We start from the raw sequence: 25,626 nt of genomic DNA, 5'->3' as shown, positions 1-25,626 counted from the left end.
GTTATTTATATTATAAATTTGAAAAAAGTCAACTATTTTAACAGATAATATAATCGGTAATATTATTAAAAAGTTAACATATTTTTGTATAATTTTATTTTAATAAAATTATATAAAAGGTAAAAAGTCAATTATAAATGGTATTTACACTTTATCTTTTTCCAAAAAACAATTTAGCACATAATTTAAAAATCTCAGAAGCTATAATCACTATAAAAGATAAAGCAACTATTTTTATCCAAGTATAAAAGCTTAAAGGTACAGTATTAAAGAAAGCACCCGCAAACTGTGTAGCTAATATCTGTAATACAAAAGTACCAAGCATACTTAAAAGCACTAATTTATTATCAAAAAAATGTTTGAATACACTATCATAACCCAATTCTCTGCTATTAAAAGAATTAAATATTTGAAACATTACAAACATAACAAATAATACAGTAGAAGCCTCATTATCGCTTACATTTAATATATTAAGTTTACTTTGAAGCATAAATAGTATAATCATAACAGTACCCGAATATATAATTTTTCTAAGCATACTTAAAGTAACAATATTAGCATTTCTTTTAATAGGCTTTCTCTTCATTAAATTGCTTCTAATAGGTTCAAGACCTAAAGCAATGGCAGGAGGTCCGTCCATAATAATATTTATCCATAATAACTGTATAGCTGTAAATGGCGATTTAAACCCTGTTAAAGTAGATAATAACACAACTACAACAGAAGCAAAGTTAACAGTAAGCTGAAACTGTATAAATCTTTGGAAATTGTCGTATATACCGCGTCCCCACTGTACTGCTTTAACTATTGTAGCAAATGAATCATCAAGAAGCACTATATCACTAGCCTCTTTTGATACCTCTGTACCTGTTATACCCATAGCAACACCCACATCAGCATTTTTTATAGCAGGAGCATCATTTATACCATCGCCAGTAACAGCAACAACATTTCCCATCTCTTTTATAGCATTAACAACACGCATCTTTACTGTAGGAGTACTTCTTGCTATAACAGAAATCTTGCTTAAATTTTGTTTTAATGTGTTATCGTCCATAGCATCTATGTCTTTTGCCTCAAGAACTATACTGTTTTCATCAAGTATTTTTAATTCTCTTGCAATTGCCCTTGCTGTAACTATATTGTCCCCTGTAAGCATTTTTATGTCTATACCCGCACTTCTGCACTGCTCTACTGCATCATAAACCTCTTTTCTAACAGGGTCAGATATAGCAACAAAACCATCATATATCATATTGCTTTCAAGTTTTTCTCTTATGTTCTCTACATTATCATCAACTTTCTTATGAGCAAATGCTATAACCCTCTTTGCCTCCTCCTGAAACTTCTCTATAGCCTCTTCTATGCATTTTTTCTCTTCGCTGCTAATATCACACATAGCCATTATCTTCTCAGGACTTCCCTTTGTAAATACAACACTTTCACCATCTATTTTAGCAACAGTAGTCATATTTTTAGTTTCTGATGAAAAAGGATACTCATATATTATTTTTGCACTTTCTCTTATACTTTTATAATCAAAACCAGACTTTTTAGCCCCCACAAGTAAAGCACATTCTGTAGGGTTGCCCAAAAACTTAATTTGTCCATCTTCTTTATAATCAATATCAGCAGTAGAGTTAATAGCAAAGTTATTAATTATGTTTTTATCTTTTATATTCTCAGGCTCAACATAACTGCAATTAACAAATAATTGATTTAATGTCATTTTATTTTCTGTGAGAGTACCTGTTTTATCAGAACAAATCACATTAACGCTTCCTATAGTCTCACAAGCAACCATCTTTTTAACTAATGCATTTTGTCTAGCCATTTTTATAATATTAATAGATAAAGATACAGCTACTATTGTAGGAAGCCCCTCTGGAACAGAAGCAACAATCAATACTATACTAGTAATAAAAGCATCAGATATAGTCTCAAAACTAGCACTTCCAAGTCTAATATGATTAACTACTTGAATTATAAATACTATCATAGAAGCAGTTATACCAAGTAAGGCTATTTTTTTACCCAATTCTGCCAATTTTTCTTGTAGAGGTGTTGAAGTTCTTTGTGTTTTAGAAAGCTCTCTTGCTATTTTACCAAACTCTGTAGAATCCCCAACCGCAGTAATAACCATCTTACCATTACCTGTAGTAACAAAAGAACCAGAATAAGCCATATTTATTCTATCTGCCACAGCTGTTTTTTCATCTGTAATTACAGCATCAGCATCTTTTTCTACAGGAACACTTTCTCCTGTTAAAGCAGATTCATCTATATTAAGCGATACACTCTCAATAAGTCTTCCGTCTGCAGGAAGTTTGTTGCCTGTTTCTATAAAAGCAATATCTCCCACAAGCAAATCTTTTTGATTTATTATTTCTATCTTGCCGTCTCTTATAACTTTTACTCTAATATCTTCGTTTATGCTATTTAAAGCCTCAAATGCCTTAGCACTTTTTCCTTCCATCACTATTGTAATTGTGATAGATAAACTTATAGCTATAAATATCCCCAAACATTCCAAAAAGTCTGCATGTCCGCCATTAAAATATGCTACAGTGTTTACTCCTATTGCTATTAATCCTGCAAATATAAGCATGAGTATCATAGGTTCTTTTAATGATTCTAATATTTTTTGCAGTAATGTGGCACTTTTTTCTTTTGTAAAACTATTAGCACCATATTTTTCTAAGCTTAATTTTTGAGCTTCCTTTGTAAGACCTATTTTTGTGTCAACATTAAGCTCTTTGAGAATATCTTCTTTCTTTCCTAAAAAGCTACTCATCATAAAATACAACCTCTCATTAATAATAAACTGTAAAAAAAAATGCATAAAAAAAGACTCATGCATAAATAAATCATCAAAGTATTTTAATAACTGTGAAAATTTATTTATACCTGAGTCTCATTAATTAAGGCTAGCCAAACTTCTATTATTATATTTTTTGTTAGAAGTTGCGATTGTTGACTTAGCCACGTAAAAACTTACGTCAACTACTCCCTCTGAGTATAACAATTATAATAAACTATAATCTATATAATGTCAAGCAAATTTATATTAATTATTTATTTGGAAAAATTACACCTTTTTTAAGTATAATATTTGCATATATTTCAAGTTCGCTTGTAGCCACAATTGCATAAACATTTTTACATCTATCATAATAAGCAAATCTTTCTAAATATTCATAATTCACTTTTTGATGTTTAGCAATTATATCTTTATATTTAGCCCATACATCAGGCTCTCTTCCAAAATCAGCATTAGGCTGCATCAATACCACAGGACTTTCTACAAAAGTATCTAAAGGAAATAAAGGCATAATAGCTTTTAAAACTGTAGGTATATCTATACCATCAAGTCTTATTATTTTTTTCACGTTATAGTCATGAGAAGGAAAATTACCGTCAGCAAATAATATTTCGCTTCCATGTCCCATTTCACATAATATCTTTAAAAGTTCTGGTGAAACAACAGGGTCTATTCCTTTTAACATATTCAAATCCTTAAATAAGATTTTTTAACATTTTTTAATAAAAGCCCCATTTAATAACAATATATTAAATGGAGCTTAAAAGTATAATAAATTATTTAGTTACTTTTCCAAATAAAGGTCCAAAATGTTTACAAGCTCTGTAATCAGCACCTTCTGCATCTTTTGTACCAAATGCTTTCCAAGCCTTAGGTCTAAATATTCTCTCTTCGCTTACGTTATGCATGCTTACAGGTATACGAAGCATAGAAGCTAATGTAATTAAATCAGCACCAATATGACCATAAGCAGCAGCACAGTGGTTAGCCCCCCAATCATTCATTACAGAATAAACATCTTTGAAAGAATCTTTACCTGTAAGTATAGGAGCAAACCAAGTAGTAGGCCAAGTAGAATCAGTTCTTTTGTTAATAGGGTCAAATATACTATTATCAATATTAACAGCATAACCTTCAGCTATTTGAAGTACAGGACCATAGCCTTTAACTAAGTTAAGTCTGATTATAGTCATAGGCATCTCACCTTTAGTTAAGAAAGTAGATGAGAATCCGCCTCCTCTAAAATATTCTCTGTTTGCAGGAGAAAACTCTGTAGAATCAAGACACTTTTTAGCCTCTTCTTCAGTGATATTCCAATATTCTTTTAAAGCAGGTTTTCCATTAATTTTTTGTTCACCAGTCCAATCTAAAGAAGCAGCACCTGAATTGATTAAGTGAATGATACCGTCTTTAGCTTTTCCAGTAAGCTCTTTTCCTGTAACTCTTTTAACAGCTTCAGGACTCCAATAAGTTCTAACATCTGCAAAAAGCTGAGATTTGCAAGTTAATAAATGAGCAAACAACATAGAAAGACCATTCAAAGAATCATTTTCAGTAGCAACAACATAAGGCTCTCTTATGCCGTTCCAGTCGAAAGATGAATTAAGAATAGCTTCAGCAAAGTCGCCGTTAGGCATAAAGTCAGTCCAGTGTCTTTGACCTTGGAAACCGCCTGCTATAGCATTATGACCTTGAGCTTCTTCTATATATCCCATTTCTGCCAATTTAGGGTTACCCACCATTAAATCACGCATAATCATAGCCATTTTTATTGAAGTAGCCCATTCTTTTTCTTTCTCTTCATCAGAAGCTTTTACTTTATTGTTATCAGAACCGAATTTGCATTGTTTAGCCCACTGCCATGCTTTTTTGAACTCTTCTTTGTCATAGATTTCGAGTTCTAATCTTCTTTTTATTTCACTCATATCTACAAATTCAGTTCTCATTCCTAAATAGTCAAGTAAAAACTCAGCATCAACCATAGAACCCATAATACCCATAGCAACATAACCCATACTTAAATATGATTGGTCTTTCATAGTTGCAACGGCAAGACCAGCTCTTACAAATCTTAATATTTTTTCTTTAACATCATCAGGAACATTTTCATCGCCTGCATCCTGAACATCTTTACCGTAGATAGAGAATACAGGAAGTCCTAATTGAGTGTGTCCAGCATCAGCCGCAGCTAAATAAACGGCACCAGGTCTTTCAGTACCATTAAATCCCCAAATTGCTTTAGGTATAGCAGGAGTCATATCAATAGTTTCAGAACCATAACACCAACAAGGTGTAACAGTAAGAGTTAATTTAACATTGTTTTCATCAAATTTTTTCTGACACCTTGCTGCCTCAGCAACTCCTCCAATTGTAGTATCAGATATAACACATTCAACTTTTTCACCGCTTGGGTGTTTTATATTTTCTTCTATAAGTTTTGCAGCTATTTTAGCCATATTCATAGTGGTATCTTCAAGAGATTCTCTAACGCCATTTCTCCTACCATCTATAACAGGCCTAATACCTACTTTTGGTAAATTATTTTGCATTCTAAACATAATACTTATTTTCTACCTCCAAAAAATTATTCATATAGTAATTTAGCTATTTCTGGGTCATCGATATTTGTTTTGTCATACCATTTAGCACCAGTATCAACGTTAGCAACAGGTTCACCTTTAGAAGCTTTATAAGCTAAAGTTACAGCTTGATAACCAATGCTATAAGGGTCTTGAGTAACAGAACCTTTTATTATACCTCTTCTTATAGCATCTAATTGAGGCTTACCAGAGTCAAAGCCCATAACAACTAAATCGCCGCCGTCTTGAGCATCACCAACTATAGTATTAGCAGCACCAGCTTCAGCACTTTTATATACTACTAAAAAACCTCTAGCCATAGCTTCATTAGATAAATATATGCCTAAAACACTTTTTCCTCTTAAAGCATTAACTTCATTAGCTATATCAGCTTCATTTTGAGTAGTAGGAACTATAACTTGTAAAGTGTATTTACCAACAGTTGTAGCATCACCATCAGCTAATTCTGTAAATCTTTTTACAAAACCTTCAGCTCTTCCTATACCAGTATCAGAGTTATCTAATTGAAGTACAGCGATTTTAGCTTTATTAGCAGTAGTGAAAGCAGCTATTCTTGTTTTTAAAGCTTCAAACATCTTATCTGCAACTACAGCAGCAGCAGCTCTGTTATCAGTAGAAGCAGTTGCAAGTACAGCTCCTTGTGCTTGATCAGGTAATATACCAGAGTCAAACCCAATTAAAGGAATATTTTTTTCTTTTATTCTTTTAATTTGTTCAGTAAAATCTCCTGTTACAGCAGCAAATGCTATAGCATCTGGATTTTTATTGATTTCACTATCTAATAAGTCTTGCTGTATCTTTGAATCAGATTCTGTTTCAGGACCAACAAAACTAATTTTTACACCATTTTCTTTTGCAGCATCTTCAGCACCATTTCTAACAGTTACCCAAAATTTATGCTGAAATCCTTTAGATACAACAGCTATATAAGGCTCTTTATTGCCGCAGCTTGCCAACATAACTGTTAATCCTATTAAAGTAGTAGCTAGTAATAAAATCTTTTTCATTTTATTCTCCTTAAAATTATTTTTTTTATTTTTAAGATTTTTATTTCAATTTCTTCTTTTCTTCAACTAAAGAATTAATTTTTGATTGCACCTCTGCCATCTCCTTAGAATAATCTTTAGTGTTGTCTGATATCATATAATCTATTTTTACTCTAAAAGATTCAATCTCTTCTTCAAGCTGTTCACGTTTTTCTTTTTTTACATCAACTTTTTTAACTTTATTAGACATTTTTATTCTATAAACGTCTATAAGTACAGCTATAATAACTACTATACCTATAGTAAAATATTGGAAGAACTGTTCAACACCCACAGAAGGTAATCCTACTTTAAGTACAGACATTATATATACACCAATTATAGTACCTATTATAGAACCAACACCGCCAGAAAGAGAAGTACCTCCTATAACTACTGCAGCAATAGCATCAAATTCATAACCTTGACCTGCACCAGGGCTTATACTTGAATAGCTTGCAGCAAAAGTTAAACCTCCTATACCACAGAAAAATCCAGCTATTGTATAAGCTATTATTTTCCATTTATTAGTTTTTATACCAGAAAGTCTTGCTGCCTCTTCATTACTTCCTAAAGCAAATATATATCTTCCAACTATTGTTTTAGTAAGCACAATTACAGATATTATTGTAAATATGGCTAGCATAATAAAACCAGATGGGAAATTAGATTCAGTAGCATTAAATAATACTCTAAACCAACCATAATCAGGGTCAGTTATAGTTGGATAATATATAGTTTGAGATTTTGAAACAATACCAGATAAACCCTTTGTAACCATTAGCATACCTAAAGTAGCAATAAATGGAGGCAAATGGAAATATGAAATTAAACAGCCATTTATGAATCCGCCCAAAGTAGCAACTGCAATTACTATAATAATCACTGCCCACATAGGAGTTTTAAAATTTGTTATCATTACACCGCCAACCATTGCTGCAAACAATGACAGCGAACCAATAGATAAATCAATACCGCCGGTTATTATTACAAATGTTACACCTATAGCTAAAAATCCAATAAAATAAGAGTTTCTTAATATCAATGAAAATGTATCAAATGTAAAGAAATTTCTTCCTGCTATAACAAAAAAGACATACAATATAAGAAGAGCAACTATTGTTAAAAATTTTTGAAGTCCATTATTTTTTAGATATATTAGAGAATTTCTTACTTTTCTCCTCATTCTAGCTTTAAAACATAACTTACCAGTAAAAGTGTTAGTTTCAATATTGTACATATATAAACTCCATAATATTATTTTTTTATAGTAAATGATATTATCTCATAGTAGCATATTTCATAATATCATCTTGAGTAGTTCCTTTTATGTCTAATTCGCCTGTTTTTTTGCCTTCAGACATAACCAATATTCTGTCACTCATTCTAAGTATTTCTACTAAGTCTGATGAAATCATTATTATAGATTTTCCCATAGATACTAATTTTTCCATAAGATTATAAATCTCACTTCTTGCTCCTACATCTATTCCCCTAGTAGGCTCATCAAATATTAATACCTTACATTCTTTTATAAGCCAATTCGCTATTACAACTTTCTGCTGATTTCCTCCAGATAGATTCTTAACCAACTGTTCTACAGACGGGGTTTTTATATTTAATGATTTTACCTCCTCTTCTGCTGCATTTTTTACTTTTGAATTTTGAACCATAAGCATATTTGAAAATTTATCATAATTACCCATCATCATATTTTCAAATACAGGAAGCCCTAATGCTAAACCATATCTTTTTCTATCTTCGGAAAGATACCCAATTCCGCTTTTTATAGCATCAACTGGCGATTTAATTGATACCTCTTCTCCATCAACAAATATTCTTCCACTTTCAAATTTATCCGCTCCAAAAATAGCCCTTGCCGCCTCAGTTCTTCCAGCTCCCATAAGACCTGCAAAGCCTAATATCTCCCCATGTTTTAAAGAAAAACTTACATCTTTTACAACACCAGGAACAACTAAGTTCTCTACTCTTAACATTTCTTTAGCATCTTTTGCTACTTTGCTCTCTGTTTTTGGCTTTTCATATATAACACGTCCAACCATTAAATTAACTATTTCATCTTTATTAGTTTCTTTTGTTAACTTTGTATCTATATATTCACCGTCTCTGATAACTGTTATTCTGTCTGATAATATAAATAATTCATCTAACCTATGAGAAATATATACTATTGATACACCTGCTATTTGTAAATCTTTAATTATTCTAAAGAGTTCTTTTGTTTCAGACTCAGTTAAAGCGGCTGTTGGTTCATCGAGTATTAATATTTTTGAATTATGTGTCAATGCTTTTGCTATTTCCACTAATTGCTGTTTTCCTACGGTTAAAGAACCTATTTTGGCAGATGGGTCTATATCTACATTCATGCCTTTAAATATCTTACCGGCACGCCTTATCATTAATTTATCATCTATAAGTCCGAATTTATTTAACGGCTCATGACCTATATATATATTTTGTGCTACAGTTAAATGATTCATCAAATTTAACTCTTGATGCACTATTGATATACCCATCTCCTCAGCTTCTTTAGGTCCTGATACTTCTAAAGGTTTTCCAAAATATTCTATAGTACCAGAATCTTTTTTATATATACCAGATAAAATTTTCATAAGTGTAGATTTACCGGCACCATTTTCCCCTATTAAAGCGAGTATTTCCCCTTTTACTAAAGAAAAATTAAAGTTTTTTAAAGCATAAACACCTTTAAACCTCTTTTCTATACCTGTCATTTTTAAAATTATATTATCACTCATAGAATAATTTATCCTTAAGTTGTTTTTATGTATACTTAATATTTTAGTCAAAAAAACAGCAATAATCAATATTTTATATTATTTTTTTAAAAAAATGATATTTTTTTATTTATATAATTTATTTGTTTTAAAATATTTATTTTTTAAACAAAAAAATGTTCTTTTTTTAAAAAATATTACTTTTTTATTGAATACAAAACAAAAATTTATTATAATTGTATTACATTATAATAATGGTGATTTTTATGAGCAATAAAATTTATTCTATAGCTTGCGATTTCGGTTCTTCTGGAGGCAAAATCTTCTTATCTAAATTTGAAAATAATAAAATGACTTTGGAAGAAGTACATAGATTTTCTTTAGCCCCTATAAAAATTAATAATTACTATTATACGGATTTTATATATATGTATAATGAATTATTAAAAGGAATTAAAAAAGTAATAGATATGAGAATTCAGCCTTTGTCTTTAGGTATTAATTCTTGGGGTGTTGATTATGGATATATAGATAAAAATGGCGAATTATTATCCAACCCAATAAATTACAGAGATACTAGAACCATAGATACAATAAAAAAATTAGAAAAAATAGGACTATCTGCAAAAGAATTATATAAAATAACAGGAATTTCATGCATGCCTTTTAACAGCATAATGCAGCTATATGAAGATATACAAGGCAGAGCAGATATAATAAATAATGCTTCAAAATTATTATTTACTCCGGATTTATTTGGGTATTTTTTAACAGGTAATATTTCTGCAGAGTACACTATATCTTCTACTTCTCAGCTTATAGATATAAACAAAAAAGAATGGTCTAAAGAAATTTTAGAAAAAATTAATTTTGATATCAATAAACTTCCACCATTTCAAGAAGCAGGAAATAAAAAAGGTTTATTAAAACAAGAGATAGCAGATTATTTAGGATGTAAGCCATTCGATGTTATAGCTGTTGCTTCTCATGATACTGCTTCAGCCGTTTTATCAGCACCTATATTCGATGATAATACAGCATATTTATCATCAGGCTCATGGTCTTTGCTTGGTGTGGAATTAAAAGAAGCAATATTAACCGATGAAGCCTTTGAAAATGGCTTTACAAATGAAATGGGATACAATAATACCATAAGATTTTTAGAAAACATAAATGGACTTTGGACTATACAGCTTCTTCAAAAGAAATATCAAATTTCTTTTAATGATATGGAAAAACTCGCAAGAGATAATATTAAAGATGAACATAGAATAGATATTAACGATAATAGATTCTATAATCCAAAAGACATAGAAGATGAGATACTAAATTATTATAAAGATACTAATCAAACTAATGTAGAAAAAGATAAGAAAGGTGTTATAATAGCTTCTGTATATAATTCTTTATCTGAGAGTTATGCTAAATATATTAACAGCCTTAAAAAACTTTTAAATAAAGATATTAATAAACTATGCATTGTAGGCGGAGGCACAAAAGATAAATTAATATGCGAGCTTACAAAAGAAAAAACTAATTTAACTGTTTCGGTAGGACCTATAGAATGCACTGCCACTGGTAATATATTAGCACAATTTAAAGCTTTAGGGGTTTTAAAAGATACTAGTGAAATGAGAAAATTAGTTGTTAATAGTTTTGATATAAAACAAATATAATGTTTTTTAATAATAATATTTTTTTAAGGAGACAAAATGGCTACTGCTAATAGAAAAGATTTGGCTAAAAGCATAATAGAAGCTTGTTTAAACATGAGAAAAGATGGGGTTAATCAAGGTACTGCTGGAAATATAAGTATAAGGTTTAAAGACGGTATGCTTATTACACCTTCAGGTATGCCTTATGAGATTATGACCCCTGATGATATTGTTTTTGTAGACGGCGAAGGAAAACCAGAAAAAGACAAAATACCTTCAAGTGAATGGAGATTTCATTTATCTATTCTTAAAGACAACCCTACTTTTAATGCTGTAATACATAATCATGCAATTTATTCATCTATGGTTTCTATTTTGAATATAGATTATATTCCAGCTATTCATTATATGGTAGGTGTTGCTGGAGGAAATAAGATTCCTTGTGTTCAATATGCTACATATGGAACTCAAGAATTATGCGACAATATTTCTAAATCTATGAAAGGATATAAAGCTTGCATATTAAAAAATCATGGTCTTTTAGCGGCTGATGAAACATTGCAAAAAGCATATCATGTTATGATGGAAGTAGAAAATTTAGCAAGATTATATATGGGTGTAAGAGGTATTGGCGATTATTCAGTTTTATCTGATGCTGAAATGGAAATTGTTTTAGAAAAATTTAAAAATTATGGTCTTAATGTAAAACATAAAACTAAAAAAACAGCAGTTAAATCATCTAAGTCTAAGAAAAAATAATTTTTATAATAATAGAGAAATAATTTTTAAAAGGAGTATTTTAATGGCTAGATACATTTTAAATGAAACAAGTTATTTTGGTATTGGTATAAGAAGCGAGCTTGCTACAGAGGTTAAAGCAAGAGGTTTTAAAAAGGCTCTTTTAGTAAGCGATAAAGTTTTAGATTCTTGCGGTGTGCTTAAAAAAGTTAAAGATGTTTTAGATGGTGCTAATATTGCTTATGATGTATTTTTAGATATTAAGCAAAATCCTACTATTAAAAACTGTAAAGATGGTTTAGCAAAATTCAATGAATCTGGTGCCGATTTTTTAATTGCTGTAGGCGGAGGTTCTGTAATGGACGTTGCTAAAGCTATAGGTATTACTAAAAATAATCCTGATTTTGCTGATGTTAAATCGCTTGAGGGAGTTGCCGCTACTAAAAATAAAAGCGTTCCTATTATGGCACTTCCTACTACTTGCGGTACTGCTGCTGAAGTTACTATTAACTATGTAATTATTGATGAAGCAGAAAATAGAAAGATGGTTTGTGTTGATCCTAAAGATATACCTATAGTTGCTTTGGTAGATGCTGAACTTATGGCTTCTATGCCTAATAGTTTGGTTGCTGCTACTGGAATGGATGCTTTAACTCATGCTATTGAAGGTTATATTACTAAAGGGGCACATACTATTTCTGATATGTTTGAATATAAAGCTATGGAACTTATATCTAAACACTTAAGAGGAGCTGTTAAAGATAAAAACATGAAAGATATGGACGGTATGAGTATTGCTCAGTACGTTGCGGGTATGGGATTCAGCAATGTTGGACTTGGTATTGTTCACTCTATGGCTCACCCGCTTGGAGCTATATTTGATATTCCTCATGGTGTTGCTAATGCTGTGCTTTTGCCTATAGTTATGGAATTTAATATGCCTGCTTGTATAGATAAATATGTTGATATAGCTGTGGCAATGGGTGAAAAAGTTGATGGATTAAGCAAAGAAGAAGCTGCTAAAAAAGCTGTTGAGGCTGTAAAAAAACTTTCTAAAGATGTTAATATTCCTGCTAATTTAAGAGAATTAAAAATTAAAGAAGAAGATTTACCAAGATTAGCAAAAGATGCTTTGGCTGATGTATGTACTGGCGGAAATCCAAGAGATGTAACATTAGATGATATTTTGGCTTTATATAAGAAAGCTTATTAATTAGATATTCTTTAAATTAAATAAAGGCTGCTTGGAAATATTAGCAGTCTTTATTTTTTTATAAATATTAGAATTTCTTTTCACTGCCTCTCAAATTAAATTGAGCAGAAAAATGATATATTTGCTTAGACATATTAATATCTTTATGTTCTAATAACACTTTGGCAGCATTAACACCTATATCAAATGCTGGAAATACTACTTCTGAAATATTTTGATTTTCTGAATACAAATTAACTACCTTGTCAAATGATATTACTGACACATCTTCTGGTATAGATAATTTCAATTCTTTTAAAGCTTTTAATATACCTATGGCTACTATCTGATTTGCCGCTAATATTGAATCAAATTTTATATTTTCTTCTGCAAGTTTTTTTATTATATGATATCCGCTATCGCTATTATTAAAATCACCATAATATACTCTTTCTATGCCATTGTCCAAATTATGACTCTTAATACTATCTAAAAAGCCCTCTTTTCTCTCTTGAGCATTACTTAAATTAAGACTTCCTGTGATAATAATAGGATTTTTAGCACCACCTTCTATTAATAAATCTGTTGCTTTTTTGGCAGCACTAAAATTATTAGATAAATTTTTTATATATATATCTTCAAATTCTAAATTCCTATCAACCAATGAAACAATATTAGTATTTTTATTATATGGAAGTTCATCTCTTTTAGCAGAAGCTGGAACCCATATCACCCCAATATCTTTATCGCTTTCTATCCTAGAAAATATTTTTATTTCTTCATCAATAGACTCATTAGTTAAATATATTTCAAAAGGAATATTAGATTTTTGCACTACTGATATTATACCATTAAACATATCAATATAAAAAGTATTACTTAAATCAGGAATTATTAATATAATTCTCTTTATAGAGTTTATAGCAAAATTATCTATGCCGTTATTTTTTAAAATATCATTAATTTTATTTCTTGTAGATGCTTTTACTGAATTTGGATCTTTTAACATTCTAGAAATAGTTGCCGGTGATACTCCGCTTATTCTAGATAATTCTCTTATTTTCAATTTATATTTCCTCTATTTTATCAACATATCTCATTATCGATTGCAAATATTATAATACTAAAATAAAAAAAAGCAAATAGTAAATATTGCTTGTCTTGTTTAGGAGCTATATAAAATGTAAAGATAATATTAAATAAAAATGCTATGATAATTTTTTTACTTAATAAATAGTTTATGAATTATATAATTTAATACGATAAAAAACACATAATTATATAAAAAATTGGAAACATTATAATGAATAGAATTATTATAGAAACAGACAGATTAATATTGAGAGAATTAAGAGAAAACAGCGAAGAAGATTATAATAGTTTATGCGATATATTAAAAGACAAAGAAACAATGTATGCTTATGAACATGGTTTTACAGAACAAGAATGTAGAGAATGGTTTGAAAGACAAATAAACAGATATAAAACTTATGGATTTGGACTTTGGGCTGTTATATTAAAAGAAAATAATAAACTTATTGGGCAAGCTGGTTTAACAATGCAAAACATTGATATAAAAATTAATGGTTCTAATGAACTGCTTGAAATAGGTTATTTGTTTAATAAAAATTATTGGCACAGAGGATTTGCTATAGAAAGTGCTGTTTCTTGCAGAGAATATGCTTTTAATAAATTAAATGCTGATAGAGTTTATTCTATAATAAGAGATAATAATATAGCTTCTCAAAAAGTAGCTATAAAAAACAAAATGAAAATAATAGCTAAAATAACAAAGCATTATTACAACATGGATATGCTTCATTATGTTTTTTGCTGCGAAAAATAAAATAATATTTTTTAAAAAAGGCATGCAATTTATGCATACCTTTTTACAATCAATTACTTAATAAATTATTAATCTCTGCTTTTTATCTTTGATAAAAGTTTTAATATCTCTAAATATAACCAAACCAAAGTAACAAGTAAACCAAAAGCCGCATACCATTCAAAATATTTAGGCATATTATAAGCCTCACCTTTTTCCATGAAGTCAAAATCTAAAAGCAAATTAAGTGAAGCTATTACAACTATAACAACACTAATACCAATACTTAAAGGGCTTGAACCATATAAGAAAGGAATTCTTGCCCCAAAGAATGACATTACAAAATTAACTAAATATACAATAGCTATACATAAAGTTGCAGCCACTATTACACTTCTCAATTTATCTGTTACTCTTATAATTCTAAATCTATAAAGCAGAAGCATGATAAATAAATCAGCAAAAGTAAAAAATACAGCCTGCACAACTATGCCGTCATAAGCAGCATTAAAAACATAAGAAATTGCCCCAATAGCAACACCCTCAAGTATAGCATAAAGTATAGATAAAACCTTTGCCAACTCTTTTTTAAAAGTCATTATTAAAGCCAAAACAAAAGCACCTATAGATGAACCTAAAGCAGCAGGATAAAGCATTTCTGGGCTGTTTGCTAAAACAAAAAACACACTCACCATTGCAGAAAGCATTAAAACTAATGTTAAAATAATAGATTTGTTTATAGCACCATTAATAGTCATAGTGCCTTCATTTGCATGCCTTAATTCATAATCAAAAGCTTTTTCTGATAAAACTGGATTAGCCATTTGTACCTCCTAGTTTTTTAATATATTAAAATTTTTTAAAAAAGTCAATTGTAATAAAAATAAATTTATATACTTTCATAATAATTTCATTTTATTTTTTTATATATTATGTAAATATTATTACTAAATATAATTGGAGCATCAATTTTTATACTATTTTTACTGCTATCTATATAATACACAATATTAGAATCTTCAACTTGATTCCAATACCCTGTTTTATTAAAAGCCTCTCCCATATCAGAAAACCAATTTCTATTATCACTTATATTGCCAAACTCTATACTAAATGGCTGTAAATTAGCATCTTTTACTATAGCATCTACAGCATCCATATAATATTCATACTTATACGGTTCTTTATAATTTTTAGTATAAACAATAGTATTAAATCCCATATTAAAAGTATTTAATATAAAAAATATAACTAATATATTTATAATACCATCTTTATTTTGTAGTTTTAAATAATATAGTAAGTATATAATAGGAGAAAAAGATAAAGCAAAAGCTCCATATTGATAACGAAATAATCCAGGTATACCATTGGCTATATTTGTAAATATTATTGTTACAGGAAAATATAATATAAATAATAAAAATAATTCCTTTGCTATTACTAAAGAAGTATCAGAACCATTATAATATAAACTATTAAATTTATAGTCTTTATTTTTTAAATATTTAATAAATGAAAATATAAATGCAAATAATACAAATATAATAGATAGTATTAACATTATAATAGCAAAATATTTAAGCGGATTATTATTATAAAAATCTATTATATGGTTGAAAGTATTTCCATAAAGAGTTGAAAACTCATTTGTTGGAAACATAATCAATGAATGTACTTGAGGATATACAATACCATTATCTACATTAGCTGCCTTGTTTAACATTTTATCTAAATTATTAAAATTATTTCTTATTTCATAAACTAAATATGGCAAATATGTTAAAAAAGCTAAGAAGACTCCTATAAATAATCCTAATAAATTTTTCAAAGTTTTTTTATATCTTATTATAAGATAAACAATGAGTGTTGGAACTATACCATAATAAACAGCAAAATGTGCCTGCCCCATTAAAGCTAAAATTGGAAACATAAAAATTGAAGGTAGAAAAGCCCTCTCTGAAGATACATACTCACCAAACATAGTTAAAAATAAAAAAGAAAAAGAAAGTGTAATATATGGATTGTAAAATATCATATTGGTACTAAAATAATATATATTCATTAATACCATAGAAGATATAATAGCAAAAACTGTTAAAGGAAACCGTTTAAAAACCCAATACAAAAATATCATAACAGGAATTAACATTGAAATAAGATTATATATACGAGCAATAAAAAAATTACCATTGGCTAATTTATAACATAGAAGAAAATGCAAATAAAAAAAACCTCCAGGAACTCTTGGCTTACTATTATCATGTAAACTGCCCATTTCAAAACGTGCTCCAAGATGAGGAATGGTATTACTTTCATAATGTATTTTCATATCATGAAAGTGCGATGAAAAATCTCTATAATAAATCTGCCCTTCTTTAGGCAGCAAGTATATTCTTAATAAAAGAGCAAATATAATAGTAAATACAATTAAAAAATATACTAAATATTTATTTTCAGACTTCATAATACTATCCATTAATATAATACTTTATCCAAGTATATAGGTATAAATAAAAAAAATCAAGCCCATTTAGCGAACTTCCTAAACGCAGTAACAGCCTGAATAAAATATGATATTTATTTATAATAACTAGATATATAATTTTTGGCAGCTAATGATATAAATTCACTTCTATTTGATGATAAGTTATCTATTGTCTTTAATAAACTCTCGTCTAATGTAATATCTATTCTCTTCTTCTTCTCTCTTGAAACTTTCACCTCTATTAACATTCTCGTTATAGGTTCATCTTCAGTCTCTTTAATTATCTTTTCTAAACTAGAGGCTTTTGGAATTTTCTCGCCATCTTCTATCATACCATCAATATGCATTTGAAGTGCTACTTTAGAATTATTTACTGTTTCCTCTAAAGTTTTACCTGCACTTACACATCCGTCAAAATCGTAAAATGTTGAATTATAACCTGATTTTACTTTATAAATATTTGCTACAAATGTTTCTATATTTTTTTTCATAATAAAATATTTTATAAAAACAAACTATTTATTTAAAATCTTTATCTTAGCTTGTTTTTCTATACTTTTTATCACAGCTACCTGTAAATCAACATTACTATGATAAGGTACTGTAACTCTTCCCTTTTTCGTATTATGTTTAAACTGTTTATGGCTTCCTTTCTGAGCAATTTGAAACCAGCCATCTTTTTTTAGAAGTGTTATAATTTCTGATGCTTTCAATGAAATTCTCCTTATTAATAATAAAACAATTCATAACCATTTCAACACTCCTTTTTATACACATAAGTATACACATAAACCATTTTTTGTCAACTCACAATCACCCCCCTTAGAAAATTTCCTAAACGCAGTAACAGTCCATTATATAAAAACACATTCATAAATTATTTAAATTTTTTCTATAAGATTATTATATTCTTCTACATCGAGATTTATTTCATTTAATATTTTTCTCATAAGCGGTCTTGATATTACCTTGCTTGAGTGAAAAGGTATAACGGTGCATCGTCCGTCCTCATGTTTATAAAAAGCATGACTTCCTTTCTGCCTATGTTTAACAAACCCTAATAAAAACAACAATTTTTCTATAGTTTTTGCCTCCTTTAATATTAGCTTACTCATACAAGCTCTATCTCTTCTACCTTTACAAACTCTGGAATGGCATTCTTCTCTTCAATGTCCATCTCTTCAAGACATAAATCCAAAACCTCTTTTAATCTTATATGCAGCTCTTCCAAAGTGTCCGCTTGAGTATGAGCCCCCACTATTGAAGGAATATATCCAATATAAACATTACTTTCTTTATCATATTCTATATATGCAAAAAACTTTTTCTTCATTGAAATACCCCAAAGCATTTAATATTTTAATTATAACATAAATTAGTATTAATTTAAGCCCCTTTAGCAAACTTCCTAAACATAGTGACAGTCTGCAGTAAGCCTATAAAGAGCTGATGTGTTGGACTAATTCACATAAATATCTTAATTTAAACAAATAATTTTACAAAAAAATTAGTATATGTTTAAAAAATTTTATTGTTCTTTTTATAGCAGCTACGCACCCATACCTAAAAGTTGCAAAAAGTGCAAATGTTTTTATTTTATATCCTATAATATATATAAATATAATACTTGTATTTTGCTTAAAAAATGCAGTTCTTTTATACCAATACCGCAGGCACTTCCTTCGGTCGTACCGAGTAGGTGCCTATCGGCAAAAGAACTGGGGGAGTGTACCCTACGGGAACGCTTCGCAGGTGGGAAAGCCCTGCAAATATTTTAATTTTTAATTGTTTTAGAAAAGAATATTAATTAGAGTTTGTGTATAAAGTCCAGCTATCATCTGGTAGCTGATAATAACTGTTGTTTACAAGACGCTCTATATTTCTTTTATAAAGTGCTGCCTCTACTTCTTTTATATTCGACATTGTAAGTTTTGGGTCTGATAATATTAAATATTCTGCTATAATCTTTCTGTCTGCATTTTCTTTTTCCATTATCTCTTTTATATATTCTATTCTAGTTTCGCCGTATTGAACTTTTGGGTCTGTAACATCAAATGCTATATATGATAAATAACCGTTATTGTTCTCTCCAATATAAGCATTAGTTTTATAAAGATTAATCTCATCTTGATTAAACATGCTTCTAATTAAAGCTTCTTTATATTCTGAAGCAACCTCGTCAGAAACATTTGTACTCACCATTATTAGGCTTAAATCTTTATCTGTTGAAAGAGTAGAAATCTGATAAGCACTCTCATCAATTTGTCTATATCTACCCAAAACCTGTGCTTCTATTAAAGTCTTTCCTCCCAAAACTCTCATCTCAGGCTCTTGAACTAATATTAGTTTAGAACAGCTAGTAAAAATCATTGACATAAAAATGCAAAATATAAAATACTTTTTCATAAAATCTCCTTAATTTCCGCCTTCTAAGTAGGATATAACATCAGAGAAAGGCATAGGCTCAAGCCCAAACTTATCGCCTTCAAATGCTATTAATTGCTGTTTTTGCTGATTAGGTTTATCTAAGTTTTGGTCTCTAAAATAGAATGTAGTAAACACTTTATTTGCAGATATACTAAATTCCACAGAATTAGGGTCATAACCAAACTGAACAATGTTTTCAACTGTGGATATACCGGGGTTAATAGGGCGTATCATCTCTATTAAAAACTTAGAAAACTCTGTAGACATCTTACTAATACCTACAAAGAATGTAGTAGGTCTTATGTTATTAAGAGGGCTAATACCAACTCCGGCAATATCTGCCGTTAAATTAACCAATAATTTTTCATCATTAATTTTATCTCTATTTTCAGGAGGAAGCAAATATTTGAAGTTAATATCACTTGCAAGCATTCTCATATCATATTTTATAGTGCTCGTATCAAAGCTTCCCAAATCAACATTAAGCCAAGGTAAATGTATAGCTCCCCTTCTTGGTGCTGTGTTATTTGATATTGATGCTAAAAATAAATTATCATCAAACTTTTCTCCTCCAATATATAATGATGATTTCAAATCTTGTATTGTAAGTCCGTGTCCTTGCACTCTCACAGAAGAAGAAAAATCCATTATTCTAATACTGTCATCTATAAAAGGCGGTATTTTTAAATATACTCTAAGCTGGTCAATAAACAAATTTGGCACTTGGCTTGTGAGAGGATTATATCTTGCTGCAGTTGAAACCACCTGATTTTTATTAGGAGTTAAATCAAAATGATAATCTATATTAGAATCTAATCCTTTTAATAAAATAGACATCTTATCTGGAGAATCCATATTAGCAAAGAAATTATCCGCAATCAAATCTCCATCAGCAATATTATTTTTTAAATTTCCTATTATACTTAAAAGCCCACCAATCTCAATTCCAAAAGGCAAATATAAACTATCAGTATCTAAACCAACCTCATAATTTAAATTAGCATTTTTTATCACAGGAGTAAAATATCCATCAACTCTCACTTTCAAATTATTAGTAGGGCTATCTATATTAAACTTTCTTATATTAGCATATAAGTTCTCTCCAAAATTAACATCCGCATCAACTTTCATAGTAACATCTTGAAGCTTATACTGCTTTTCTGTTACATAAACAGTTGTATAATTTGTAACACTCGCAAATGTATCTTCCAAAGACAAATTATAAGCAATAGCACTTGTTAGTTTAACATCATCTTCAAAAGGAAGCCCATCTACTAACTCAGCAAACTTTGTAGAAAGCCAATTCTTCATAGCATACGGAGCAATTCTCAAAGTATGTACATTAACAAAACCGCTTTTTAGCCCCATACCTTGCAAATTTAAATAAGACTTAAAATTAAAGAAATTACCCAAATCAATATTAAACTCAGAAATATTAATATCCTGTGAAATAATATTGGCATTAGCAAGCATATTAATATTAGCCTTTGTAGTAGAAGAAACCTCCCCATTTAAATTATAAGAGAAATTATTTATTATGCCTTTCAAATTAAGGTCTATATCGCTTAACAGCCTGCCAAAAATATTAGCATCTAAGTTTAATGAACCTCTTGCAATACCTCCGCTAAAATCAGCAACTGGAAGTGATGAAACATTCAATTTTAAATCTGTAGGCTCATCAAAACGTACAAGACCTTTAATTAAAATATTAGCATTTCCATATTTAGCAGAAATATCATCTATATAAACAATAGCATCGCTTTTTTTATTAGGGTCATTTATTACAGAACCTATTGAAGTAAGCCCGTTTAATGAAGAATCCACCCTCAATGCCACATTAGCATTATTAAATCTATACCTTCTCAAAGCAGTTGCTCTCTCTATTGTAAGTTTATTATCAACAGCAACTTCTATTTCTGGATTAATAATTAAATCAACTACAGTTGTAGAATTAAGATTCTTTATAGATATAGTTTTTTGCATATCAAAGTTGATATTCTTCATAGCTATAGTAAGTTTATTATTGAGATTATTAATAGTGCCTGTAGTTTTATCTGCATCAACATTCAAAAAACCATTCATATTTATACCTAATGATGGCATAAACATAGAAGTTAAACTATTTACCTTTCCTAAATCAAGCCTTGCATAAAAAGTATTTAAATCAATTCCTATATTATTATTAAATATATTTGCTGCAGATGCTATTACTTTTAATATTTCATCATTTAAAAGTTCTGATGAAATATTATCTATAAATATACTTTGAGTTTTTATGTTATATCTCGCAAGCAAATTAAATGCTAATTGCATATCATCTTTTTTAATTCCACTATATATTAAATTGGGTTCACTTACTTCAAAATCAAATACAATCTTTATTTCATCTTCATTAGGATAAGATATATCCAAATTAAATAACGGCTCATCTTTGAAATTTAAATCAGAATTATTATAAACTAAATCATTGCTTATAAAACTCTTTATATTAAGCTTCTTCAAAGCTTCAGGAGCAGAAACTCCCATTACTTTAGACAAAGAAAATCTTTTAGTATTTAAATCTAAATGCAAATTAAAATTACTTAAACTTGCAAAAAGTCCGCTATTGTTTGTAACATAAGATAAACTATCAGCACTAAATGATAAATTATTAATTCTAATATTTTCTACATCAGCTTTTAGTTTGAGGAAATCTAATTTAGTAAAATCAAAAGGCTCTTTATTTGTATCCTCTATTTTTGGCTCTGAAGGAGGCATATCAGGAAGGTTCCAATTTCCCGCCTCATCAGTAAACATATTAACATACAAATTGTCTATGCTTAATTCTTTTATATGAAGTTTCAAAAAAAGTAATTGAAATAATGAAAACCTTAATCTTAAATTATCTAAACTTATGTTTTCTGCTTCATTAAAATTTGTAGAATTATAAAGAATTACATTGCTTGCTTCTATTTTTGGAAAAAGTAAGCCATAACTAAATTCTTCTATTACTAATTTTCTATTCAAAGAAGAATATACAACATTCTCTACTATAGTTTTTACTCTATCATTATTTAAATATATTCTAACACCAATTACAGCTATAATTAAAACACAAATTATTATTAAAGGAATATATCTCTTTTTAAATCTTCTTTTTTTAGAAGCATTATCTAAAGAGGATTCTTTATTTTCAGATGAATCTTTTTTTATATTTTTTTTCTTAAAAATATCCTTTATACCCATAATTAATATTCACCATAATTAGTATATTCTTGCATTATATCATTATCTTCACTATTATAATAATAATATTCTGCATTATAATCTTCATCTTTTAGTATAATATAATTATTAGTCTCTTCATTATTGTTATATTCTGTTTGATTATCATTATTAACACTGTCACTATATCCATTATTGTAAAAGCCGTCACTATAATTATTATTGTAAAAACTATCATCATAATCATTACTGTAATAATCATTATTGTAATTTAAATCCTCATAATATCCGCTAATTTCATTGGATATAGCCATACTAAACTCATAATTTCTAATCTTAGAACTGCCCTTCACCCATTTCTCTTTAGTAGTATCTCTCTCAAAAATCAAATAATATTTTCCTTGCTTTAAGCTAGTGGTATACTCATCATCATTTTGAGGCATAGTAGCTATTATTCCTTCATTTTCATTAGATATTCTCAAATTAATAGCCTGTGAATCTATTAAGAAATAAGATAGTTTTATGCTTGATTGTATAGGTACATTAAATGTATAATAATCCCTATCATAAGAATAATCTATAGCACCCTTATATGTTTTATTAAACTCTAAATTTTGTGATTGTGTGTATTTATTATTAGGTTCATCTTCAGTATATTTATCATAAGGCTTAGCTAATACACTTACCCTGTATGGTATATTTAATACAGCCCTCTCAGACACCAAAACAAAATAATATGACATATAAGGATAAAGCACTAATTTTTCAACAACCTCACCATCGCCAACATTATTAAGGTCATAATTAGCAATAAAGTTTCCGGCATTGTCATATAATCTTATAGCAGCATCAACAGAAGGAACTCCAGAAAGCTCTATAGATAAAGAATAAGTATTAAAAGAACTGTTTGTAACTTTATAGGAATCTATTTCCATGTTTTTTAAATCCCCAGAATATAACTTAGGATTAAAAACTTGGCTATAATATCCATCTATAGTATAGAGTCTATTTTCACTATTAACATCTATTATCTGTGACTGAGATATTATATCATTAGGCTCTTTTTCATCAGTTTCATTACATTCTCTTTTTTTAAGAACAAAGCTATATTTAGTATCATCATTTTTAGATTCTATAACTATATAATATTTATTTTCTTCTACGTTTTCCGATGGATTAAAATAAATACCTTTCATAATTTGAGAAGAATATATTTCTCCTTTATCATTGGTTTGAATGGTATAACCTCGGGTATTTTCATTTGTATTCTCAAACTCACTTATTACTTTAACAATATTAGTTTTGTAATTGCATAAAGTCATAGTGATAGCTTTATCGCCTAAATTAGATATATAAAAATCAATAATCTCTTCTTTATTAACATTAAAATAATAATAATCCTTTTGACCTTTAACAATACTTCCTTTTATGCCGTCTTTAGATATAAGCTGTGAGTTTTCAAAAGTATTATTATTACCATTTTTATCTTCCAAGCGATAATTATTTTTATTGCATGAGAGTATGCTTAACAAAATAATAACAAAATAAATAAACCTAAACATCTATACCTTTTTAACATAATTATATATATAATAATTATATATTATTTAAAATAAAAAGATATAGCTAAATATCTAATAATTGATAATAGTTTTTTTATTAATAAATATTTATATTGTTTTGATTTTATTGTTTATGTAAGTTTTTTATTCAACTTTTTCCCGCCGCAAAAAGTTGCAAAAAGTGCAAGTGTTTTTACTTTATATCTTAGAATATATATAAATATAATACTTGTATTTTAACTAAAAATGCAGTTCTTCGCGAAGCGTATCCGAAGGATATAAGGTTCTTTTATACCAATACCGCAGGCACTTCCTTCGGCCGCCCTGAAGGACTCCTTCCAGTCGATGTGCGGACTTCGTCAAAAGAACCAAAAAGTGCAAGTTAAGAAAGTAATACTAATTATATTTTACATACTAAATATTAAACTAAAAACATATAAATATTTATTTACGGTTGTTTTTTGTTAATAGGCTTTTAAGTATGCAATAAAGAAGGCCTAAGGGCAATTAATACCACTTAAGCCTCTAAAACTATTTATAAAAGTAAATCACTATTTTCTTAATTAAATATGTTTATCTTTACTTAACAACAGATAATATAAACTTATCATCATTATATACAGTACCAGCAGTGTTAGTTTCTATTGAATTAACTATTGTTGTTGCTACTTTTTTAGCACTATCCAAATTATTAGCATTATCTAATTCTATTACATATAAAACATCTCTATCTTTTAAGTATAATAATGACCAGTCTGTGTCACGCTCTCCTAACTCTGTAGTTTTTACAACCATTGCATTCCAAGTACTATTCTCAACACCTGCCATTGCAGTAGTTCCTACTGGTGAAGATTCTGATACTGCTGAATATTCAGCAGGGTCATCTTGTATTCCGTTTTCATATTCAACTTCTCTAATTTTTGAATCATTATCAAAGAATATAAAAGTAGTTTCGTTTTCTACTACACCATCATCATAATCATCTTCAGATTGATACCAAGTAGTTGTATATAATCTATCAAGCAAACTATATGTAGGAGCAGTTGTTTCACCTGCTTGAGCAGCTACGGCACCAGATAAAGAAGCTGATATATTGTTTTTTCCATCCCATTGAGCTATTGGAGTACCTTCTTTTACATCACTATTTGCACTTGGTGCTATAGTACTTACAGGTTTACCGCTTGTTGAAGATTTATCAGCACATGAAATTGCTGCTACTGATATTATTGACAATATTAACAAAAATTTTTTCATTTTGGGGCTGGCCCAGATAACTTAAATTTGTTAAAATTTAAGTATGAAACGTAGTAAATTAAGTAAAGATAAACAA

General features: G+C 28.8%; 21 protein-coding genes. 4 read left to right on the top strand and 17 right to left on the bottom strand.

The genetic code is table 11. From position 1 onward, the window contains the following. Positions 1–151: 151 nt before the first annotated feature. From Q0H31_RS01420 to Q0H31_RS01395, 6 genes are all read right to left on the bottom strand, one after another. Positions 152–2,800, bottom strand: a complete 2,649-nt coding sequence (locus Q0H31_RS01420) for a calcium-translocating P-type ATPase, PMCA-type (protein ID WP_295295271.1) — start codon at positions 2,798–2,800, stop codon at positions 152–154. 274 nt (positions 2,801–3,074) lie between these two features. After that, positions 3,075–3,509, bottom strand: a complete 435-nt coding sequence (locus Q0H31_RS01415; RefSeq protein WP_295295269.1) for an RbsD/FucU domain-containing protein — start codon at positions 3,507–3,509, stop codon at positions 3,075–3,077. A gap of 91 nt (positions 3,510–3,600) precedes the next feature. Next, complete coding sequence (locus tag Q0H31_RS01410) at positions 3,601–5,382, bottom strand: L-fucose isomerase (RefSeq protein WP_295295267.1); 1,782 nt, start codon at positions 5,380–5,382, stop codon at positions 3,601–3,603. A gap of 26 nt (positions 5,383–5,408) precedes the next feature. Next, positions 5,409–6,431: an ABC transporter substrate-binding protein gene (locus Q0H31_RS01405; RefSeq protein ID WP_295295266.1), complete on the bottom strand. Its 1,023-nt coding sequence runs from the start codon at positions 6,429–6,431 to the stop codon at positions 5,409–5,411. Between the two features lie 40 nt (positions 6,432–6,471). Further along, positions 6,472–7,689, bottom strand: coding sequence for an ABC transporter permease (locus Q0H31_RS01400; protein WP_295295264.1), 1,218 nt, complete (start codon positions 7,687–7,689; stop codon positions 6,472–6,474). Positions 7,690–7,729: 40 nt separating this feature from the next. Continuing rightward, positions 7,730–9,226: a sugar ABC transporter ATP-binding protein gene (locus Q0H31_RS01395; RefSeq protein ID WP_295295263.1), complete on the bottom strand. Its 1,497-nt coding sequence runs from the start codon at positions 9,224–9,226 to the stop codon at positions 7,730–7,732. A gap of 245 nt (positions 9,227–9,471) precedes the next feature. Between Q0H31_RS01395 and Q0H31_RS01390 the strand changes: the two genes are divergently transcribed. The 3 genes from Q0H31_RS01390 to fucO are packed head-to-tail and all read left to right on the top strand — an operon-like array spanning position 9,472 to position 12,811. After that, the gene (locus Q0H31_RS01390) at positions 9,472–10,881 is read left to right on the top strand and encodes a rhamnulokinase family protein (RefSeq protein WP_295295262.1); all 1,410 of its coding nucleotides are present in this window, start codon (positions 9,472–9,474) and stop codon (positions 10,879–10,881) included. A gap of 36 nt (positions 10,882–10,917) precedes the next feature. Continuing rightward, on the top strand, positions 10,918–11,619 hold the full coding sequence (locus Q0H31_RS01385; protein ID WP_295295261.1) for an L-fuculose-phosphate aldolase: 702 nt from the start codon (positions 10,918–10,920) through the stop codon (positions 11,617–11,619). Between the two features lie 43 nt (positions 11,620–11,662). Then, positions 11,663–12,811, top strand: a complete 1,149-nt coding sequence (fucO, locus tag Q0H31_RS01380) for a lactaldehyde reductase (RefSeq protein WP_295295259.1) — start codon at positions 11,663–11,665, stop codon at positions 12,809–12,811. Positions 12,812–12,878: 67 nt separating this feature from the next. On the opposite strand, the gene Q0H31_RS01375 is transcribed toward fucO, so the two are convergent. Beyond that, positions 12,879–13,856 (bottom strand): LacI family DNA-binding transcriptional regulator, encoded by a 978-nt coding sequence (locus Q0H31_RS01375; RefSeq protein WP_295295257.1) that lies wholly within the window; start codon positions 13,854–13,856, stop codon positions 12,879–12,881. A gap of 237 nt (positions 13,857–14,093) precedes the next feature. On the opposite strand from Q0H31_RS01375, the gene Q0H31_RS01370 reads away from it, so the two are divergent. Continuing rightward, positions 14,094–14,636, top strand: coding sequence for a GNAT family N-acetyltransferase (locus tag Q0H31_RS01370; protein ID WP_295295255.1), 543 nt, complete (start codon positions 14,094–14,096; stop codon positions 14,634–14,636). 68 nt (positions 14,637–14,704) lie between these two features. On the opposite strand, the gene Q0H31_RS01365 is transcribed toward Q0H31_RS01370, so the two are convergent. From Q0H31_RS01365 to Q0H31_RS01320, 10 genes are all read right to left on the bottom strand, one after another. After that, positions 14,705–15,439 carry a Bax inhibitor-1/YccA family protein gene (locus tag Q0H31_RS01365; protein ID WP_295295253.1) on the bottom strand — a complete coding sequence of 245 codons (735 nt, stop codon included), beginning with the start codon at positions 15,437–15,439 and terminating at the stop codon, positions 14,705–14,707. 86 nt (positions 15,440–15,525) lie between these two features. Beyond that, complete coding sequence (locus tag Q0H31_RS01360; protein WP_295295251.1) at positions 15,526–17,082, bottom strand: hypothetical protein; 1,557 nt, start codon at positions 17,080–17,082, stop codon at positions 15,526–15,528. Between the two features lie 113 nt (positions 17,083–17,195). Then, positions 17,196–17,594 (bottom strand): type II toxin-antitoxin system HicB family antitoxin, encoded by a 399-nt coding sequence (locus Q0H31_RS01355; protein WP_295295249.1) that lies wholly within the window; start codon positions 17,592–17,594, stop codon positions 17,196–17,198. Between the two features lie 24 nt (positions 17,595–17,618). After that, positions 17,619–17,816 carry a type II toxin-antitoxin system HicA family toxin gene (locus Q0H31_RS01350; protein ID WP_295295247.1) on the bottom strand — a complete coding sequence of 66 codons (198 nt, stop codon included), beginning with the start codon at positions 17,814–17,816 and terminating at the stop codon, positions 17,619–17,621. Between the two features lie 168 nt (positions 17,817–17,984). Beyond that, positions 17,985–18,218 (bottom strand): type II toxin-antitoxin system HicA family toxin, encoded by a 234-nt coding sequence (locus tag Q0H31_RS01345; protein WP_295295245.1) that lies wholly within the window; start codon positions 18,216–18,218, stop codon positions 17,985–17,987. After that, complete coding sequence (locus Q0H31_RS01340; RefSeq protein ID WP_295295243.1) at positions 18,215–18,436, bottom strand: type II toxin-antitoxin system HicB family antitoxin; 222 nt, start codon at positions 18,434–18,436, stop codon at positions 18,215–18,217. Before Q0H31_RS01340 ends, Q0H31_RS01345 begins: the two co-directional genes overlap by 4 nt. 470 nt (positions 18,437–18,906) lie before the next feature. Next, positions 18,907–19,509: a DUF1318 domain-containing protein gene (locus tag Q0H31_RS01335; RefSeq protein WP_295295242.1), complete on the bottom strand. Its 603-nt coding sequence runs from the start codon at positions 19,507–19,509 to the stop codon at positions 18,907–18,909. A 9-nt stretch (positions 19,510–19,518) separates the two neighbouring features. Further along, positions 19,519–22,755: an outer membrane assembly protein AsmA gene (locus Q0H31_RS01330; protein WP_295295240.1), complete on the bottom strand. Its 3,237-nt coding sequence runs from the start codon at positions 22,753–22,755 to the stop codon at positions 19,519–19,521. A 2-nt stretch (positions 22,756–22,757) separates the two neighbouring features. Continuing rightward, positions 22,758–24,296, bottom strand: a complete 1,539-nt coding sequence (locus Q0H31_RS01325; RefSeq protein ID WP_295295238.1) for a peptidase — start codon at positions 24,294–24,296, stop codon at positions 22,758–22,760. A 579-nt stretch (positions 24,297–24,875) separates the two neighbouring features. Then, positions 24,876–25,550, bottom strand: coding sequence for a hypothetical protein (locus tag Q0H31_RS01320; protein ID WP_295295236.1), 675 nt, complete (start codon positions 25,548–25,550; stop codon positions 24,876–24,878). Between the last annotated feature and the right edge of the window lie 76 nt (positions 25,551–25,626).

Source organism: uncultured Brachyspira sp. (genome assembly GCF_934747485.1).
Classification (GTDB): Bacteria; Spirochaetota; Brachyspiria; order Brachyspirales; family Brachyspiraceae; genus Brachyspira.
Note: the sequence above shows the minus strand (reverse complement) of the source record. Positions and strands in the feature narration are given on the sequence as shown.